This window comes from Aquiflexum sp. (genome assembly GCF_041749095.1).
Taxonomy (GTDB): domain Bacteria; phylum Bacteroidota; class Bacteroidia; order Cytophagales; family Cyclobacteriaceae; genus Aquiflexum.
Genome location: NZ_JBGTCA010000360.1, coordinates 1 through 18154 on the forward strand (window position 1 = coordinate 1; position 18154 = coordinate 18154).

At 40.7% G+C, this 18154-nt stretch carries 13 protein-coding genes; 10 read left to right on the top strand and 3 right to left on the bottom strand.

The window, feature by feature from the left end; genetic code table 11:
- From ACEW8O_RS16190 to ACEW8O_RS16200, 3 genes are all read right to left on the bottom strand, one after another.
- Positions 1 to 394 (bottom strand): THUMP domain-containing protein (locus ACEW8O_RS16190; protein WP_373495666.1); only part of this gene is annotated, 394 nt, incomplete at its 3' end.
- A gap of 48 nt (positions 395 to 442) precedes the next feature.
- Positions 443 to 1273: a DUF4249 family protein gene (locus tag ACEW8O_RS16195; RefSeq protein ID WP_373495667.1), complete on the bottom strand. Its 831-nt coding sequence runs from the start codon at positions 1271 to 1273 to the stop codon at positions 443 to 445.
- Positions 1273 to 3660: a carboxypeptidase-like regulatory domain-containing protein gene (locus ACEW8O_RS16200; RefSeq protein ID WP_373495668.1), complete on the bottom strand. Its 2388-nt coding sequence runs from the start codon at positions 3658 to 3660 to the stop codon at positions 1273 to 1275. The genes ACEW8O_RS16195 and ACEW8O_RS16200 overlap by 1 nt, the downstream gene beginning before the upstream one ends.
- 110 nt (positions 3661 to 3770) lie before the next feature.
- On the opposite strand from ACEW8O_RS16200, the gene ACEW8O_RS16205 reads away from it, so the two are divergent.
- The 10 genes from ACEW8O_RS16205 to ACEW8O_RS16250 all read left to right on the top strand — a co-directional run bounded on the left by ACEW8O_RS16205 (position 3771) and on the right by ACEW8O_RS16250 (position 17769).
- Positions 3771 to 4736 (top strand): VWA domain-containing protein, encoded by a 966-nt coding sequence (locus tag ACEW8O_RS16205; RefSeq protein WP_373495669.1) that lies wholly within the window; start codon positions 3771 to 3773, stop codon positions 4734 to 4736.
- 4 nt (positions 4737 to 4740) lie between these two features.
- Positions 4741 to 5598: a hypothetical protein gene (locus tag ACEW8O_RS16210; protein WP_373495670.1), complete on the top strand. Its 858-nt coding sequence runs from the start codon at positions 4741 to 4743 to the stop codon at positions 5596 to 5598.
- A 283-nt stretch (positions 5599 to 5881) separates the two neighbouring features.
- Positions 5882 to 7060, top strand: a complete 1179-nt coding sequence (locus ACEW8O_RS16215) for an acetyl-CoA C-acyltransferase (RefSeq protein WP_373495671.1) — start codon at positions 5882 to 5884, stop codon at positions 7058 to 7060.
- Between the two features lie 179 nt (positions 7061 to 7239).
- The gene (locus tag ACEW8O_RS16220; RefSeq protein WP_373495672.1) at positions 7240 to 8346 is read left to right on the top strand and encodes a toxin-antitoxin system YwqK family antitoxin; all 1107 of its coding nucleotides are present in this window, start codon (positions 7240 to 7242) and stop codon (positions 8344 to 8346) included.
- Positions 8347 to 8418: 72 nt separating this feature from the next.
- Positions 8419 to 9354: a phosphoribosylaminoimidazolesuccinocarboxamide synthase gene (locus ACEW8O_RS16225; protein ID WP_373495673.1), complete on the top strand. Its 936-nt coding sequence runs from the start codon at positions 8419 to 8421 to the stop codon at positions 9352 to 9354.
- 10 nt (positions 9355 to 9364) lie between these two features.
- Positions 9365 to 9742, top strand: coding sequence for an STAS domain-containing protein (locus ACEW8O_RS16230; RefSeq protein ID WP_373495674.1), 378 nt, complete (start codon positions 9365 to 9367; stop codon positions 9740 to 9742).
- Between the two features lie 2 nt (positions 9743 to 9744).
- A complete protein-coding gene (locus ACEW8O_RS16235; RefSeq protein WP_373495678.1) occupies positions 9745 to 10668 on the top strand; it encodes a ribonuclease Z in 924 nt (307 codons plus the stop codon).
- Between the two features lie 41 nt (positions 10669 to 10709).
- Positions 10710 to 11516, top strand: coding sequence for a queuosine precursor transporter (locus ACEW8O_RS16240; protein WP_373495675.1), 807 nt, complete (start codon positions 10710 to 10712; stop codon positions 11514 to 11516).
- A gap of 281 nt (positions 11517 to 11797) precedes the next feature.
- Positions 11798 to 16744, top strand: coding sequence for a PKD domain-containing protein (locus tag ACEW8O_RS16245; protein ID WP_373495676.1), 4947 nt, complete (start codon positions 11798 to 11800; stop codon positions 16742 to 16744).
- 5 nt (positions 16745 to 16749) lie between these two features.
- Complete coding sequence (locus ACEW8O_RS16250; RefSeq protein WP_373495677.1) at positions 16750 to 17769, top strand: PorP/SprF family type IX secretion system membrane protein; 1020 nt, start codon at positions 16750 to 16752, stop codon at positions 17767 to 17769.
- Positions 17770 to 18154: the final 385 nt, after the last annotated feature.

The following is an 18154-nucleotide window of genomic DNA, read 5'->3' on the forward strand; positions in this document are numbered from 1 at the left end:
TACCTGTCTTTTCCCTAAATCGGTCCACTATGGCATCTTTGACCCTTACATTGACAAAAAGCGGATTGTCAACACTTTCGTTATCAACATGGGATATCACAGAGAAATAGGAATCCTTATGGATATATTCTTCCCAGGCTATGGCTTTTAGCCTACGATATATATCATCAGCATGGTGAAGGTAGAATGATTTGATCTCAAAAAGAACATGGCTAGCTGTCCTCAAATGAAGATTCAAAAAAATACAATCCTGCACGGATGCATATAGTTCGATCGAGGTACGTTCTATTTTTAATGGTTTAAAACCCAATTCCCGCAGTTCAATTTCCACATAAGAAGCAAACCTGTCTTTGAATGTAATGACAACTTTCCCTTTGGTTTCAAAATCTATCATGTTACAAAAGTAGACATAAACTCTGAACCACTTTCAAAAATGATCTGGCTATTCGTCAGGTTTAATTTCCACCACCTCATTTAGAAAAGGACTGACCAAAAAATACCCCAATACATCTCCGCTGCCACTCTTAAGCTTAATGTTGCTTTTTGGGTTTTGTGGAGGGGGTGAAAAAAGCCCGCCATCATTGAACAAGAGGTCAACCAATTGTGTGAGATAATTGAAAGCATCGGTATTGAGCCTGTACAATTCCAATCTTATCCTATCATTGGCAGCAAAAGGGAATCCTGATAGTTCAAAACCTTTATCCAAAATGGAGGTGCCAAATGAATCATCGAACAAGAGGTAATCAAACCGGCTGTTTTTCAAAGTATCATTTTGAATCATCCGAATTCGGTAATTGTTTTCGGTTTCAAAGGGGATTTTACCATAAACCGTCAAATAATAACCTTCTTCTCTAAAAAACCTTTTTTCCTTAAATTCATATCTTATACTATCCAGGATGGGCGGCGGCAACAAAGTTCCTTCCGAAACATATTCATTTTCCCCGATTTTTACATTCAATTGGTAGCGCTCTCCAATTCTCCCACCAAGACTATTGACGGGTAAATATCGTTTTGCCTGTTCGGAAAAAATGAATGGGAAGACCCTATCATTCCCCAAATTCGTAATGCTAACCTCTGCATCTTTCACAATTTGATTGAGTTCTTGATTATAATAATCTTTCGAATACATAATCTTTACCTGATTCATATTGGCATTGTTGGTCCAAATGGCCTCAATGACAGGCGTAGGTTCCACAGTCTTTAAGTCAAGAATTATTTCCTCCTGACAGGCCCAAAGTAAAAGACCAATTAATATAAACCAAATATTACGCATCAGAATTTGAAATTATAGGTTATGGAAGGTAAATAGGTAAACAGATAAGTCATCACCACCCCAGGTCTTCTGGAGGTAACTTCAACTCCTGAATCCTGGTCAAAGTTTATCTCTTCATTGATTATGTCTGTAAACTGAAATGTAAAGGGATTTTTTCGGCCATAAAGATTATAGATACTGAAATTCCAGCTTCCCCTCCATTTTCTTCCTTTATCATGTCCCCTCCATGTTACAGAAGCATCCATTCTGTGATAATCAGGGAATCTGTCGGCATTTCGCTGTTCCCCATACAATGGTAGGGTCTGGGTATCAACCTCATAAGTACCCACAGGAAATGTAACTGCCTGGCCGGTGGTATAGACAAAGGTCAACCCCGCCATCCATCTTTTTGAAAATTCATGGTTGAATACCAAGTTAACATCATGAGGCCTATCAAATCTCGGATTGTACCAGTTATTGCCGCTGATACCGTCTATCTTTCGCCATGTTCTGGAATAAGTATATCCCAGCCATCCAGTTGTTTTACCAAAATTTTTCCTGATCAGAAACTCCATGCCATAGGCATAGCCCACTCCTGTCAAAAGTTCTGTTTCGACATTGTCTGTAAACAGCACACTTGCCCCTTGTCTCAGGTCCACTACATTTCTAAAATCTTTGTAATACGATTCTATAGAAATTTCCCATTTGTCCAAACCGAAATTTTTAAATATACCTAAGGAATATTGATCCCCGCGCAAAGGGTCTATATATGTACCTGCGGGTACCCAACGGTCAATGGGCAACCCTGCCGAACTATTGGTCGCAACCTGTACAAATTGATTGTTACGGTTAAAAGCAGCTTTTACAGAAATATCATCCCTAAGAAGATACCTTATCGAAAACCTAGGCTCAAGTCGATGAAAAACTTTGGCACTTTGAAGCCTATTGAGCTTAAGCGTATCGATTATTTCAGCATCAGGCAGCGGTATTTCTCCTTCATATTGATAAATTACCCCGGAACCGATTTCCTGATACAGTGCATACCTCAATCCAGCTTCCACTTTTACTTTATTGCCCAGATCCGTTGTACCTGATACAAATATATTGTTTTGGAGTCCGTTCCTTGGATTGGTGCTGATATTATCAAAATTACTCTCCGGACCCGGAGTAAGGCTTATTGGAGAAAAATTATAAACCTGGGGATGGTATCCGGCTTTTATCACAGAATTATTGGGCTTTAACCATGACCATTCCATTCTTGCCCCGGTTTCCGAAATGGTATTATCCCAATTGAAACCACTACCATCATCATCAAAAAGAACCTGATAATTGTACCTGCTATTGTAAACATTCATGTCAAAAAATGAAGTATTGCTGATATTTCTGCTCCAATTTAGTGAAGAAACGAAATTGTTCCATCCCAGTCCAAATTGCTTGGAAATACCTAAAAAATCTGCACCATAATACCCGGAAACCGAAATCTTGTCTTTTTCACTTGGCCTGAAGGAAGCTTTTCCGCTCAGGTCATAAAAGTAAAGTTGGTTATTTCGGATATCCTCATTACCAGACATTTTCAAAAACAAATCCGCATAAGTCCTTCTACCGGAAATTATAAATGAGGATTTATCTGCAACTATGGGGCCATCCAAGGTGAATCTTGAACTGATTGTTCCGATTCCTCCCTCTCCCTTAATATTTTGGTAATTTCCTTCCCTAAGAGAAACATCCACTACTGATGAAACTCTCCCTCCCAATTCAGCAGGTATATTACCTTTGTAAAACTCCACCCCGCTAAGGGCATCAGGATTAAAGACTGAAAAAAAACCAAAAAAGTGTGATGGGTTGTAAACCGGTGCTCCATCCAATTGGATCAGGTTCTGATCTGCGGAGCCTCCCCTGACGAATAAGCCTGTGGTACCCTCACCTGCTGTTTGTACTCCTGGAAGCAGCTGAAGACTTCTCAAGAGGTCTACTTCTCCAAACAGGGCAGGAATATTTTTGATGGTTTCCATAGAGACTATTGACTTACCCATGTCAGTACCCAAAATGTTTTGTTCAGGGTTGGTATCTCTAATAATGATTTCCTCCAAGGATAATTCTTCCGGTTTAAGGTAAAATCTCAGTAGTTTGTCCAAGTCTCTGACTGTTAGTATCCTAATGGATGGGGTATATCCCAAGTAAGAAATGATCAGCTTGTCAGGAAGAGAACCAACCTTGATCATAAAACTCCCCTCATTATCCGAAACCACTCCTTTTTGAGGCTCTGATTCCCAATATACGCTAGCTCCCGGAAGGGGGGTTCCTCCGTCCACTTCTAAGACAAGTCCTGAAATATGTTGTTCATTTTGGGCCAAGGCCAAAAAATTCAAAAATATCATCCCTGAAAATAAGAGGGTCAAAAACTTCATGGTAGATTTAATGTTTGATAGGATAACGCATTATTGCATTTGGGTGTTGAAAATTATACCAATAAAATCTATTTCCTTTTCTTTTCATATATATTTTATAATTTCAGGCCATGATTTGGGCATATCCTGATTTAAATTTAATTACGACATTGGCAATCCTTTTTGGTTTGCTTTACTTTATTTATTTGTTCCGTTTTTATTTGATCAATAAAAAACTGGAAGTAAAGATGCACCGGTTATTTTTTAAAATAATATTAAGGGTTTCCTATTTTGTACTGTTCCTGATTGCTTTATCAGGGCCGTCGGTGGGTACAGCATTAAAAGAAATCAAAGAGGAAGGAAAAGACATCTTTATTGCCATTGATCTTTCCCAGTCCATGAATGCCACGGATATTGGGCCGAGCAGACTTCAGCGGGTAAAATTTGAATTGAAAAATCTTGTTAAAAACTTTGCAGGAGACAGAATAGGCCTGATTATTTTCAGTTCCGAGGCTTTTGTGCAATGCCCATTGACATTTGATCAAAACGTTATCCAGCTCCATTTGGATGGTCTAAATACAAATCTAGTACCCAATCAGGGTACTGACATCAGTGCACCATTGAATATGGCCCTGGATAAATTCAATCTTGAAAATTCTCCTGATATCAACTCCAAATCTGTGATCTTGATTTCTGATGGTGAAGATTTTGCAGATAATTTTAGAGATCAGACAAGCAGACTCAGCGAACAGGGCATAAAAGTCTTCTCATTGGGGGTAGGGACAAGCCAAGGCAGTACAATACCAAGGGGCAATACCAAAATCATAGACCCAAAAACCAATCAACCTGCCATCACAAGACTTGAGTCAAACAACCTGAAATTGATTGCCACGCAGACTGACGGGCAGTATTTTGAACTCAGTGATGATGTTCAGGAAATTCCTGACCTCATTGCAGCCATTGAAAGACAGGAAGGCACTGTGACGGGAACCAGAATGGTGGAAGCTTCCGCAAATAAATACTTCTATTTCCTGCTTATTGGATTAGGTTTGGCGTTATTAGATTTATTGCTCCCGATAAAAACCATAAACCTTTAAAATCGTGTTATTAAGCATGCAATTGGCTTTTAGATTTCTGATTTTGATCATATTGATGATCCCTTCTTCTCTGACAAAAGTCAGCGACCGTAACAAGGCCATCAAAACAGCCGCTAAAGATTATGCTTCTACCGAGTATGAAGCCTCGGTCGCTTCGCACTTAAAGCTTATTTCTGATTTTGAACTGAACACCCCCAATGTCAATTACAATCTTGCTTTAAGCTATCACTACAATGGTCAATTGGAAGAAGCACAAAGGACCTATGCAGGATTGCTCAACACGCCGGATAAAAACCTTGCTTCTTTTGCCTACAACCAATCAGGGGTGATACTTGGCGAAGAAAAAAAATATGAGGAAGCTTTGGAATCCTTTAAAATGGCCCTGATCAAAAACCATCTTAACGAATCAGCAAGGTATAATTATGAATTGCTGAGCAGGTGGCTGGAAGAAAATCCTGACCAACAAGACCAAAATCAGGAAGGAGAAGACGGCGAAGACCAACAAGATCAGGAGCAACAAGATCAACAGGATCAGGACAAAAAATCCGAAGAAAACAAGGATGGTGAAGGCGATGAACAAACAGATGAAGATGAGGCCTCAGAAACTCAGAAAAAAGATGATAAATCCGGTGAACAATCACAGAAAGAAGAGGATTCTCAGGAGCCAAGCGATCTGGAAAGTGATCTGAGTGACAGAGAAAAGGCCATGGAACAGATGAAGGAAAACCTGAAAGAAATGAACCTTACTCCTGAACAGGCCGCCCAAATTCTGGAAGCAATGAACGCCGCTGAACTCCGATACATCCAACAAAATCAGAAAAAAGCCACCAAAAGACCCGAAAGAGGATTACCGGAGTGGTGATTAAATTGGAAGAACTTGTCCGCCGTGGCGGATTGAAAAATTGGAAAATTGGAAAATTAGGCTCTAGTGATATTAAGGTTTAGGATATTGAGTTCCTTCTTCAATTTAAAATCTTGTCTCTAGGTTCTTGTCTCTCTGATACTCAGGACAGGCTTAGACTCTCGCAAATCGGTTCTCCCTTCCCTTCGGCCAAACCTTCGAGGTCAAAAAAAGACCTCAAAGGTTACAATTTTATCTCACATCTTGTGTCTCAAGTCTCACATCTCAATTAATATAAACCCAAATGAAAGAAGTATATATCATATCAGCAGTTAGAACTCCTTTGGGGAGTTTTGGTGGAAAATTGTCCGGACTTACCGCAGTAGAATTAGGAAGCATTGCCATCAAAGGTGCGTTGGAAAAAGCAGGAGTTGATCCTAAGGAAGTGGAGGAAGTGCTTATGGGCAATGTGATTTCGGCCAATCTTGGTCAGGCGCCGGCAAGACAGGCTTCCATCGGGGCAGGAATAGGATACAACGTACCTTGTACTACCATCAACAAAGTTTGCTCATCCGGAATGAAAGCCGTGATGATTGGCGCTCAGTCTATCATGACAGGGCAGAATGACGTAATCATCGCCGGAGGTATGGAAAGCATGTCCAATGTTCCTTTTTATGTACCCAAAGCAAGGTTTGGCTACAAATACGGAAATGCCGAATTCGTTGACGGGTTGGTAAAGGATGGTTTGTTTGAGGTGTATAATCAATTTCCGATGGGCAACTGTGCAGACAACACTGCCAGGGAAATGAATATTACCAGAGAAGAACAGGACAATTATGCCGTCCAATCTTATAACAGGTCAGCCGAAGCCTGGAAGGCAGGTGCTTTCAAGGATGAGGTTATCCCGGTAGAAATCAAGGGGAGAAAAGGCGAGACTATTATCATTGACGAAGATGAAGAATTCAAAAATGTCATGTTTGATAAAATCCCTTCCTTACGCCCGGTATTTGATAAAGATGGTACTGTAACTGCCGCCAATGCCTCGACCATGAATGATGGGGCTTCTGCCCTCGTCCTGATGAGTAAAGAAAAAGTTCAGGAATTGGGTGTCAAACCGATTGCAAAAATCATTGGGTTTGCGGATGCTGCACAGGACCCACTTTGGTTTACAACCGCCCCTTCATTGGCCATACCCAAAGCAATCAAAAATGCAGGCATTACAGAGAATGATGTTGATTTCTACGAAATCAATGAGGCTTTTGCAGCAGTGGCCATAGCTAATCAGCGTCAGTTGAATCTGGACAATGATAAACTGAATGTCTTCGGTGGTGCCGTTTCTTTGGGACACCCTTTAGGTGCTTCCGGGGCCAGAATCATTGCCACACTCTTTTCAGTCCTGAGCAAAAAGAATGGGAAAATTGGTGTTGCAGGTATCTGTAATGGTGGCGGCGGTGCATCTGCCATTGTCATAGAAAAAATATAGCTAGTGCTCTGTTAAGGATGAATTGACAATCTTTCCCGCAGAGATGCAAAGAAGGTTAACGTGAGCTATCGGGAGGAAGATGACATGATTCAATATTTAACCCACTCTTATACTAATTTTCCTTCAATTCCTGTAAGAATCCAGAGAATCATATCACCTTATTTCAGTTCAAAATAATAATGAAAAATCTCTTTCTCTTTTTTCTTTCCGTTCTATTTTCATCATCCGTCCTTGCCCAAATTCCGGTCAGGACCTATTATGATGAAGACAGTCTCAAACTCAAAGAGGAATACGAACTGATCAATGGCGTGGCGCAGGGATTATATAAACTGTATTATGAAGATGGGGGCTTGGCACTTATTGGGCAATTAAAAGAAGGGAAGAAAGAAGGGGTTTTTGTAGATTTTTATCCTTTCAGTGACGATACATTGAGGATCGTAAATTATGTGAACAACCTCCGTGAAGGCCCTTCCAGGAATTTCTTCCAATCAGGAAATTTATCCCAGAAACTGAGTTTTGAGAAAAACCAGATTGAAGGGGAGGTCATCACCTATTTTGAAAATGGGAATATCAAACAGAAATCTAGCTTTGAGAAAAACAGGCCGGACGGCTGGAGCTTTTATTATGATGAAGATGAGAAGCTAATAGAAAAAGCATTCTACAGGTCAGGTGTGATTGATGGCAATAAGGAAGAGTATGATGAAGCGGGAAACCTAATCGCCAAATCCTATTACAAAAACGGCAAGTTGGATGGGGACCAATTTACTTATTACACCAACGGGGAGGTAAAATCTAAGAACCAATATAACAATGGCATTCAGAATGGGAATACCATATATTTCCACCCCAATGGTCAGATAGCCAGACAGGGTAAGTTCAAGAAAGGACAACCAGTAGGAAGCTTTAAAAGCTTTTACGAAAACGGTGCTTTGGAAGAACAGGGAAAGTACCGTGCAGGTAGGATCTCAGGTAACATTACCACTTATTATCAAAATGGTCAGATCAAAGAAATTGCATCCTACAACAATTATGGCGAGTTGGTAAAAATCCTTGGATACCACGAAAACGGCAAGGAAGAAAGAAGGATAACATATCTCAATGGCAAAGAAGAAGGCGAAGCTATAATTTACCACCCAAATGGAAATATCAAAGAAATTATGCCCTACCGTATGGGGAAAGCCCATGGGGTACAGAAAATCTATAACGAGGCAGGTGATCTGATTCAGGAACGACAGTTCAAGGAAGGTAAATATGTGCAGGACCTTACCAAAGAAAATGACAATTGAATTCAAGAAATAAAAGGTTCAAAAGCTTCAAAACAGGAAGCTTTTTTTAATTTTGTCTAATTGATATATCGAATGGAAAAAGCAATAAAAGAAACCCAATTCAAATTTCCCGATCAGGTCGGATTTTATAAAGGTAAAGTTAGAGATGTTTATATTTTTGAAGAAAGTCTTGCTGTAGTGGCCACTGATAGGATTTCTGCATTTGATGTAGTGTTACCAAGGCCAATTCCCTTTAAAGGACAGGTGCTTAATCAGATAGCTTCCAAATTTCTACATGCAACTTCTGATATTGTCCCCAATTGGGTGACTTCCACCCCCCACCCTAATGTGACTATTGGTAAAAAGTGCGAACCCTTCAAAGTCGAAATGGTCATCCGGGGATACCTCGCAGGACATGCCGCCAGGGAATACAAAGCCGGTAAAAGGATACTCTGTGGAGTAACATTACCGGAAGGTTTAAAGGAAAATGACCGGCTTCCAAAACCAATCATTACCCCTACGACCAAAGCCTCTGAAGGTCACGATGAGGATATTTCCAAAGTAGAAATATTAGCAAAAGGTATAGTCAGTATAAAAGATTACGAAGTTCTGGAAAATTATACCTTTGACTTATTTGAAAAAGGTTCACAGATGGCAAGAGAAAAAGGACTCATTCTGGTGGATACCAAATATGAGTTTGGTAAATTCGGGGATGAAATTCTTTTAATAGATGAAATACATACTCCCGACTCTTCCAGGTATTTTTATTCAGATAAATATGAAGCGCTACAATCGGAAGGCCTTCCACAAAAGCAGCTTTCCAAAGAATTTGTCAGGCAATGGTTGATTGCAAATGGATTCCAGGGAAAGGATGGACAAAAAGTACCGGTAATGCCTGATGAATTTGTAGATGAAATATCGAGCAGGTATATCGAGTTATATGAAAAAATCATTGGGGAGGTATTTGTAAAATCAACCTTTGAGGATTTGGAAGGAAGTATAGAAAAAGCCATCTTGGAAAAAATTTAAAAAAAAGAATATGAAATATACAGTAGATAAAAAAGAGCAATATGTGATTTTCACTCCCATGGAGGAAAAACTGGATTCTGCCCTATCACCAATATTGAAGTCAGAATTGTTGACAGTCAATGCAGAAGGTTATGAGAATCTTGTCATCGATATGAGTCATGTAAAATACGCTGATTCCAGTGGATTGAGTGCTTTGTTGGTGGGAAACAGAGAATTCAGCAGAAACGGAGGGATCTTCATCATTGCATCTCCGCAGGAACATGTCATGAAGCTGATCAGAATCTCCATGCTTGACAAAGTCCTTAAAATCGTTGATTCCATCGAAGAAGCTGCAGAGGCAATTTTCATACATGTGATTGAAGGCCGCGAACAAGAAGAGGAAGATTGAACTTGGAATTTGAAGTCACAATATTAGGCTCAAATTCTGCTATTCCGGCCCATGGTAGAAATCAAACCTCCCAACTTGTCCGAGTCGGGGGGTCATTTTTGCTTTTGGATTGCGGGGAAGGAACCCAAATTCAGCTCCGAAAATTCAGAATTAAATTTTCCAGGATCGACTTTATTTTTATTTCCCATTTACACGGTGACCATTTTTATGGACTGATGGGATTGATTTCCAGTTTTCACCTTGTCAAAAGAGAACGTCTCCTGACAATATTTGGACCTCAGGGACTTGATGAAATAATTACGGTCCAACTCAAACACAGCAAAACCCAACTTGGATTTCCTTTAAGATTTATCAGTACGAATCCTGAAAATGAAGAACTTATCCTGGAAGAAAAAAACTTTCGGGTACGTACCTTTCCACTGCAGCACAGGGTTCCATGCACAGGATTTTTGATAGAAGAAAAACAAGGGCTTAGGAATTTGGTTAAAGAGAAGTTGCAACAACATAAACTCACCATAGAAGCTATTAATACCTTAAGATCTGGCAGAGATTATCTCGATGCTGATGGAATTATCCTTTATGCCGTTTCGGAATTTGCCCATGAAAAAAAGCAGACCCGAAAGTACGCTTACTGTTCGGATACAATTTATGACCCAAGATTGATTGGGATAATTGAAAGTGTTGACCTATTATACCATGAAGCCACATTTGATGATTTGGAAGCAGAAAGGGCAGGCACAACATTTCACAGTACAGCTAGGCAGGCGGCCATGATAGCAAAAGCTGCGGGTGCGAAGAAATTATTGTTGGGTCATTATTCATCCCGGTACAAGGACCTCTCAATATTACTGGAACAGGCCAAAGAAGAATTTACAGAAACTTATTTAAGTGAAGAAGGCATGACCTACCCGATTGTCATTTCTTAGATTTTTCTATCTACTATACCTCCACCACTAATTCCTACGACATGGATTTAACTGTCACATCTAAAACCTTTGAATCTAAAAAGACCAACCTCTTTATCATTCTTTGTGGGATTTTTCTGACCAATGCTATTTTGGCTGAAATCATTGGGGTGAAAATCTTTTCAGGAGAAAAAACCCTTGGTTGGGAACCTGCCGGTTGGACATTTTTTGGACAATATGTTCTGGACTTTAACCTCACTGCCGGTGCGGTCATTTGGCCGGTTGTATTTCTTACCACTGACATTATCAATGAGTATTATGGTAAAAAAGGGGTAAAGAAAATAAGCTTTATTACGGCCTATTTCATTGGATACATATTTATCATCATAATCATAGTGACCAAGCTTCCTCCTGCACCTTTTTGGTTGGATGTCAACACACCTGATGCTGCCGGAAATGCATTTAACATTGACTATGCATTTAATGTGATTTTTAGACAGGGTCTAGGAATCATCTTGGGCTCATTGATCGCTTTTTTATTGGGGCAATTGATAGATGTGTATGTCTTCCAAAAACTCAGAAAAATAACCGGTCCTAAAAAGATCTGGCTAAGAGCGACCGGCAGCACATTGGTTTCGCAATTTATTGATTCATTTGTAGTGCTTGGAATCGCTTTTTACATTTTTGGAAACTGGAGTTGGGCACAGGTGGTATCAGTAGGTATCATTAATTATATCTACAAATTCAGCGTTGCAATTTTTCTCACTCCCTTACTCTATGTTGGCCACGGTCTGATAGATAATTATTTAGGCAAAGAAATTTCAGACCAAATGACTAAAGAAGCAGCTGAGGACACTTCGTTTCTTTAGGTGGACTAATAAGTATAGTTATTTGGTTTTTGAAAGTTAATCAGTGTTTTATAAGACGGAAGACGGAAGACAGAAGACGGAAGATGGGACCGACCTGCTAGCAGGCAAGGGGGTTTTGAGCAATGAAACATTGACCAATTCAATATGGATTTGAAAAGTTAATTGCAGGATTGAGTCCTATCATAATAATTTTTTCAAAAGAATTCTTTTTTATTTTTTGATTATTTATATTCCGCATAAATTTGACCACATAATACATTTTTGCTTATAGTTTATCACCCATGCGATTCAGAGGATTATTGATTCTTTTTTCTGTTAGTTTGTTTTTTGCTATCAGCGGAGTTAGTGCTATGCTTTTATTTTCTCCATCCAAGTTTTCAGATTTACTTTATTTCAGCCAAAAAAATGAAGCCAATGACCCTCCTATTGCAGATTTCAGTTTCGAAGAGGAGGAATATTGTGGTAATTCACCCATACAGTTCACCAATCTTTCCACTGGATATAAACTGACTTATCTTTGGCAGTTTGGAGACGGGCGGACTTCTGTCGCAGAGGAACCGAAGCATACTTTTGACAATGCAATCGGTAATGGCATACAGACTTTTCAGGTTACCCTGACTGTCACAGATTCCTTGGGGGATACAAACTCAAAAACAAAACAGATCTCTATAAATCAAATCCCTTCTGTAGCGGTTACCAGTGACAAGAGTGATACGAATTTTGATAATCTTCCCTATTTTATTGTCTGTGACAATGATGAGGTTTCTGAATTCACTTTTTACAACACCTCAAGCACCATATCCACCAATGAATCCTACATCATTGATTGGGGAGATGGTTCTGAACCTTTTGAAGGAAATGAATGGACTGAATTGACCCATGCTTATTCTATAGGGGTCTATTATCTGAATTACACCGTAAAGGGAGGAAATGGTTGTTCGGTAAACAGGAGGATTGGCGTTTTTATCGGTTCCAACCCTGCAGTTGGTTTTGGTAATCCGGGCAATACAAATATCTGTTCAGGAGAAGCACTGACTTTTCCGATTACAGGAACTGAAAACAACCCCATAGGAACTACTTATACAGTAACTTTTTCTGATGGTACTCCCCCACAGGTCTTTGCCCATCCACCTCCTGCTACTGTAAGTCATATTTTTGAAACTACTTCCTGTGGAAAATTCGGAGCACCTGGCTTTGGCAATTCTTTTTCAGCAACCATACTTGCCGAAAACCCCTGTTCAAAATCTTCTGCACAGGTGGTTCCTATTTATGTTTCAGAAAAACCCGAACCTATCATTGGCCTAACTGATTCTGTATATTGTGAAAACACCTATTTTAATATCATCAATCAAACACTTTTCGGAAATGAAGTGAGTAATAATGGGCAATGCACCTCTACCGGAAAGTTTGTTTGGGAGATTAGTCCGGCAACTGGTTGGGAACTCAGTGCAGGTAATACTCTGGGCATAAGAAACAACATTCAGATTCCAAATTCATGGGTCAACGGATCGACTGTTTTAACACCGAGATTTACCGAACCGGGTATCTATACCATCAAATTGATTACAGGTAACAGATGTGGAATTGAAGAAAAAGGAGAAACCATCTGCATTATTCCCGAACCTATAGCATCGTTCGAAGTCGATAAAATTGATGGTTGCGGGCCTATTTCTGTCAAAGCCACCAATACCTCCAATATCCTGGGAACCTGTGCTGATGGTGGAGATTTCTTCCGTTGGTCAGTGGCCTTTCAGGGAGGGGAATGTAGTGTTGGAGGAAACTGGGAATTTGCTGAAGGAAGTGCTTTCAATGACGTCAATCCCGAATTCAATTTCATCAATCCCGGAGACTATTTCATCACCCAACAATTGGTTACATCCTGTGGGGTATTTACAGCGACAGAATCAATTTCCGTTTATGCCCCTCCTGTGGTAACATTGGGTAGTATCCCTGATTCGTGTGGGGAATTGACCATATCTCCCACATCAAATGTAAGCTTGTGCAGTGAAGATGAAGCTACTTATCTGTGGACTTTTGAAGGGGGGATTCCTGAAACATCAACAAATGCTGATCCCGGCCCTATTGAGTTCAAAACAGTCGGAACCAAAGTTGTCACTTTGGAAGTCACCAATTCCTGCGGTACGACTACCTCATCAGTGACATTCAATATCAATCCCATCCCGGAAATTGATCTGGGACCAGATAGGGAAATCTGTAGGGGTGAAACCATTGTCCTGGATTCAGAAATCACACCTGAGGGGAATTCTACCTACAACTGGACAGCGAATCCATTCAGTACTATCCAAAATCCCAACAGTGCCAATCCAACAGTAAAACCTAGCGAAACGACCACATACACGGTAACAGCTACAAATGTCCAAACTTCGTGCAGCACCCAAAATCAGGTGACCGTCACTGTCATTCCCGCACCTTCCGTAGAATTCTCCATTTTGGACCAGATTATCTGTTCAGGAGAGACCTCAGAAACAGTTTTATTAAACTCTGATCTTTCGGAAGCAATAATTGAGTGGACATCTCAAAGCAACGGTGCTGAGGGAGTACTTCCAAATGGCATCAATGAGATCCCATCACAAACCATCATCAACAAAAGCAATATCCCTATTGATGTGCTATTCTTTGCTAAAATAGCTTCTGAAAATCTGGGAAGCTGTGAAGAAGTAGTCGCCACTTATAAAGTTACCGTAAATCCTGAACCTGTATATCAGGATAGGGAAATGGAAATCTGCAGTTCCCAAGTATCAACCTTTACCCCACCAAATATGGTGGCGGGAAGTACTTTTGCCTGGACAGTTACCGCGCCGGCAACCGTTTCGGGTGCAGTAACTTCTTCGGAACCTCAAAATTCCCTACCTTTGGAATTGGTCAATTCCAGCAACAGCCCGCAAACTGTCATATATAACATCACACCATTTTTGGGTATATGTCAGGGGCAGTCCTTTTCATTATCTGTTACCGTCCTCCCCTCACCGGCCATTGAATTTTCATTGACAGATCAAACCCTCTGTACAGGTACCGAAAGTCAGGAGGTTGTAATAAGCAGCAATGTCGCAGGTGCGGTTATTACATGGACTTCTGTGGCCAATGGTGTATCCGGTGTTTTACCTAGTGGCAATAATACCATTCCGGTACAAAACCTGTTCAATCCAACTTCCCAACCCATTACGGTTTTGTTTAATGTGTTTGCCAGTACAGGAGGCCAAAGCAACTGCGAAGGCCTGCCCAAAATCTATCAGATAACTGTAAATCCTTCCATTACAATATTGGATGAAGTCAGTGATTTTTCCGGCTTCGGTATTTCCTGCTTTGGTGCAAATGATGGGAGTATTTCTGTTGATCCCCAAGGAGGTAACGGAAACTTTACCCTGACCTGGACAGGCCCCCAAGGTTTTTCATCCTCATCCTCTCTTATCGAAAACTTAAGACCGGGAGACTATTCACTATTGGTAGAAGATGATTTTGGTTGCAGTTTGTCCCGATCCTATACCTTAAATGAACCGGGACAACTTTCGGTTGCCCTTATCAATAAGCGTGATGTGTTCTGCAAAGGAGATGCGACAGGAAGGATAGAAGTGGCTGTCTCAGGAGGGTTTGATGATTTCCCATATCAGTTGAACTGGACCAAGGACGGTCAACCTTTCCCATCAAACAGTTTGCTTTTAGAAAATATAGCCGCCGGAGATTATGAACTGACTGTGTTGGACAACAACAATTGCTCGGTAAGTACAGGAACTGTTCTGGTCGCCGAACCAGAACAAAGGCTGGAAATCAATATTGAAAAAGGTGATATTTCCTGCTATGAGGCCAATGATGGATTTTTAAGATTGGATATTTCAGGTGGTGTTGCCCCTTATACCGTTGCATGGAATTTTGGTTCAGGTTTGAGAAGCTTTGACAATGTTGGGCCGGGTACATATTCGGTCATTGTTTCAGACCAGGCCGGGTGTGTTCTAACCCAATCAGTGAATATCATTGATGCGCCTTTGTTCAAAGTAAATGCAGAAGTCAGTCAGATATCCTGTTTTGGAGAGAAAAATGGACAGATACGGCTAAACATCGGTGGAGGCACAGATGGCGTGTCCATCCGATGGGACAATGGCGCTGAACTGGAAAATCTCTTTAACCTGGATGCAGGAACTTATGGTGTCACAGTTTCCAAATTTGGTACCTGTGATATCAGAAGGGAATTTACAATACTTCAACCTGATCCACTTTTAATTGAAAGTTCTGTAACGGATGCGCTTGACTGTAGCAACCCACAAAGCGGAAATATTTTTGTCAACCCCACAGGGGGAAATCCACCATTTAACTTTAAATGGAGCAACGGAAGTACAGCGCAGAATTTGATCAATATCCCTTCCGGCAATTATGCTATATCCATTGAGGATTCCAAAGGGTGTTTTACCGAAAGGCAGTTCACAGTCAAAAGACCTGTCCCGATCTCGGTCGCTACCATCAGAAATACCAACGTAACCTGTGATCCAAGAGAGATTTTGGAAGAATTCAATATTTCCATTACAGGCGGTGCTGCACCATATACCATCTCATGGTCCGGTGGAACGGTTTCAAATAATGGACTTACCATGTCCACCAATCAATCGGGATTGTACACGCTCACCATTACCGACGGTCAGGGCTGTGAATACCGTGAATCATATCAGATAGAAAACACCGATGTAATGTTGGATGCGGATATTGAATCCATTGGATTTGAACAGTACAATGCCTTTTTGGTCGGTATTCCTGTACAGTTTCAGAACAGGTCAATAGGCAATATCATATCCTATTTCTGGGATTTTGGGGATGGTAACAGCAGCACGGAAACCAACCCAACACATATCTATCAAACTGCCGGTGAGTTTGAGGTCAAACTACAGGCCATTGATGCCTTTGGATGTATCCTGGAACTGGTGAAAGAAATCAGGATCATTGATTATTTCCTGGTGGTGCCCAATGTCTTTACCCCAAATGCTGATGGCATCAATGATTATTTCTTTCCCAAATTCCTGAATATTGAAAAACTGGAGTTTTGGGTTTTGAACAAATGGGGAGAAACCATTTTCTATACAAATGATATCCAGGCCAATGGCTGGGACGGGACAATCATGGGTAACATGGCCATGCCGGGAAATTATGTTTACAAACTTAAGTTCGAGACCGTGGATGGAAGGATTGAGACAAAAACAGATGTCTTTTTATTATTGAAATAATGAAGATGAAAAATTTGACCATAGTGACCATCATGCTACTGATTTCCAATTTGGGATCCGGTCAGGATTTTCATTTTTCCCAGTTTTACGCCTCTCCCCTAAACCTGAACCCGGCATTGACCGGTTCAACGGAACTGACCCGGGTGGGTGTCAATTACCGAAAGCAATGGCCCGGTCTTTCCTATGATTTCAATGCCTATTCGGCATATTTTGACCATTACAGTTATGACCTCAACAGTGGATTTGGCATTATGGTCAACAGTTTTCAGGAAGCCAATATGCGGATCAACACATCTGATATTTCATTTCTCTATGCCTATAACCTTAGGGTGGCAGAATCCTGGAATTTCAGATTGGGCGGACAAGGTTCATGGGTAAGGAGGAGTGCTAAACTCGACAACTTGGTGTTTGGCGATCAAGTGGATTTATTCAATAGAACCATCAACCAAAGCAGCATTGACATGATCCCTGATTTTGAGCCTAATGGCTACGTGGACATTTCCTTTGGTGCATTGGTCAACAATGACTTTATGTGGCTTGGCGGTTCTGCACACCATATCAACAGACCCAATCTTTCGTTTTTCCCGGATAATGAAGCCGGATTTTTGCCTATGAAATGGAGTGTTCATGGAGGCGTCAATTTCCCATTGGGTGCCAATGACTATTTTGGATCAAACTATGACAATCAGGCCTCTCTTTTATTGAATTACAAAAAACAGCGACCCTTCCAACAAATGGACGTTGCCATTCAGGCATTGTATGGAAGTGTTATTGGAGGACTGGGTTATCGAGGGATTCCGGGATTGAGGAATATGCCCAATCAGGATTCCATCATTACGATGTTCGGCGTAAATCTGGAAAATGGAATGGTCATCGGATACAGTTATGATTTTATGATTTCCAATATCGGTTACCAAACAAGAGGCGCCCACGAAATATCCTTCCGCTACCAATTCCTAATGGGAGATCCGAGAAGCCGAAACCAAAGGAATAGGGTTTTGAAGTGTTTTAAGTATATGATGTAGAGGGGGGATATTAGATTTGAGATTTGAGATTTGAGATTTTTTTGAAATTTCACCGTTCCTTGGAAAGTATCCCTTGAAGTTCGACCCTTTCAGGGTCGGGGTGGTTCATCACCGTATCGTTTTTCCACGGGCAGCGGCCCGTGGCAAATCAAGGTTTGACCCTTTCAGGGTCGTTCTTTCAAATCACAATTTAGATGAATAATGACCCTGAAAGGGTCAAACTTTTCAATAGCCCTAGGTAAAACCTAGCGTTATGGTCAATGGTTATACTATGGGCAAAAACCCTGAAAAGGTTGAATTTCATCTACCGAATATATGCTAAAAAACCAATTATATTGGTGGTTTTACTTTCAAAGGCTGAATTCAGTACCAATCGCGGTTTCAA

Excerpts from the sequence above, each read along its gene's own strand:
- ACEW8O_RS16225 (WP_373495673.1), top strand. The coding sequence starts at position 8,419 with ATGGAAAAAGCAATAAAAGAAACCCAATTCAAATTTCCCGATCAGGTC.
- ACEW8O_RS16195 (WP_373495667.1), bottom strand. The coding sequence starts at position 1,273 with ATGCGTAATATTTGGTTTATATTAATTGGTCTTTTACTTTGGGCCTGT.
- ACEW8O_RS16230 (WP_373495674.1), top strand. The coding sequence starts at position 9,365 with ATGAAATATACAGTAGATAAAAAAGAGCAATATGTGATTTTCACTCCC.
- ACEW8O_RS16205 (WP_373495669.1), top strand. The coding sequence starts at position 3,771 with ATGATTTGGGCATATCCTGATTTAAATTTAATTACGACATTGGCAATC.
- ACEW8O_RS16200 (WP_373495668.1), bottom strand. The coding sequence starts at position 3,660 with ATGAAGTTTTTGACCCTCTTATTTTCAGGGATGATATTTTTGAATTTT.
- ACEW8O_RS16220 (WP_373495672.1), top strand. The coding sequence starts at position 7,240 with ATGAAAAATCTCTTTCTCTTTTTTCTTTCCGTTCTATTTTCATCATCC.
- ACEW8O_RS16215 (WP_373495671.1), top strand. The coding sequence starts at position 5,882 with ATGAAAGAAGTATATATCATATCAGCAGTTAGAACTCCTTTGGGGAGT.
- ACEW8O_RS16245 (WP_373495676.1), top strand. The coding sequence starts at position 11,798 with ATGCGATTCAGAGGATTATTGATTCTTTTTTCTGTTAGTTTGTTTTTT.
- ACEW8O_RS16240 (WP_373495675.1), top strand. The coding sequence starts at position 10,710 with ATGGATTTAACTGTCACATCTAAAACCTTTGAATCTAAAAAGACCAAC.
- ACEW8O_RS16250 (WP_373495677.1), top strand. The coding sequence starts at position 16,750 with ATGAAAAATTTGACCATAGTGACCATCATGCTACTGATTTCCAATTTG.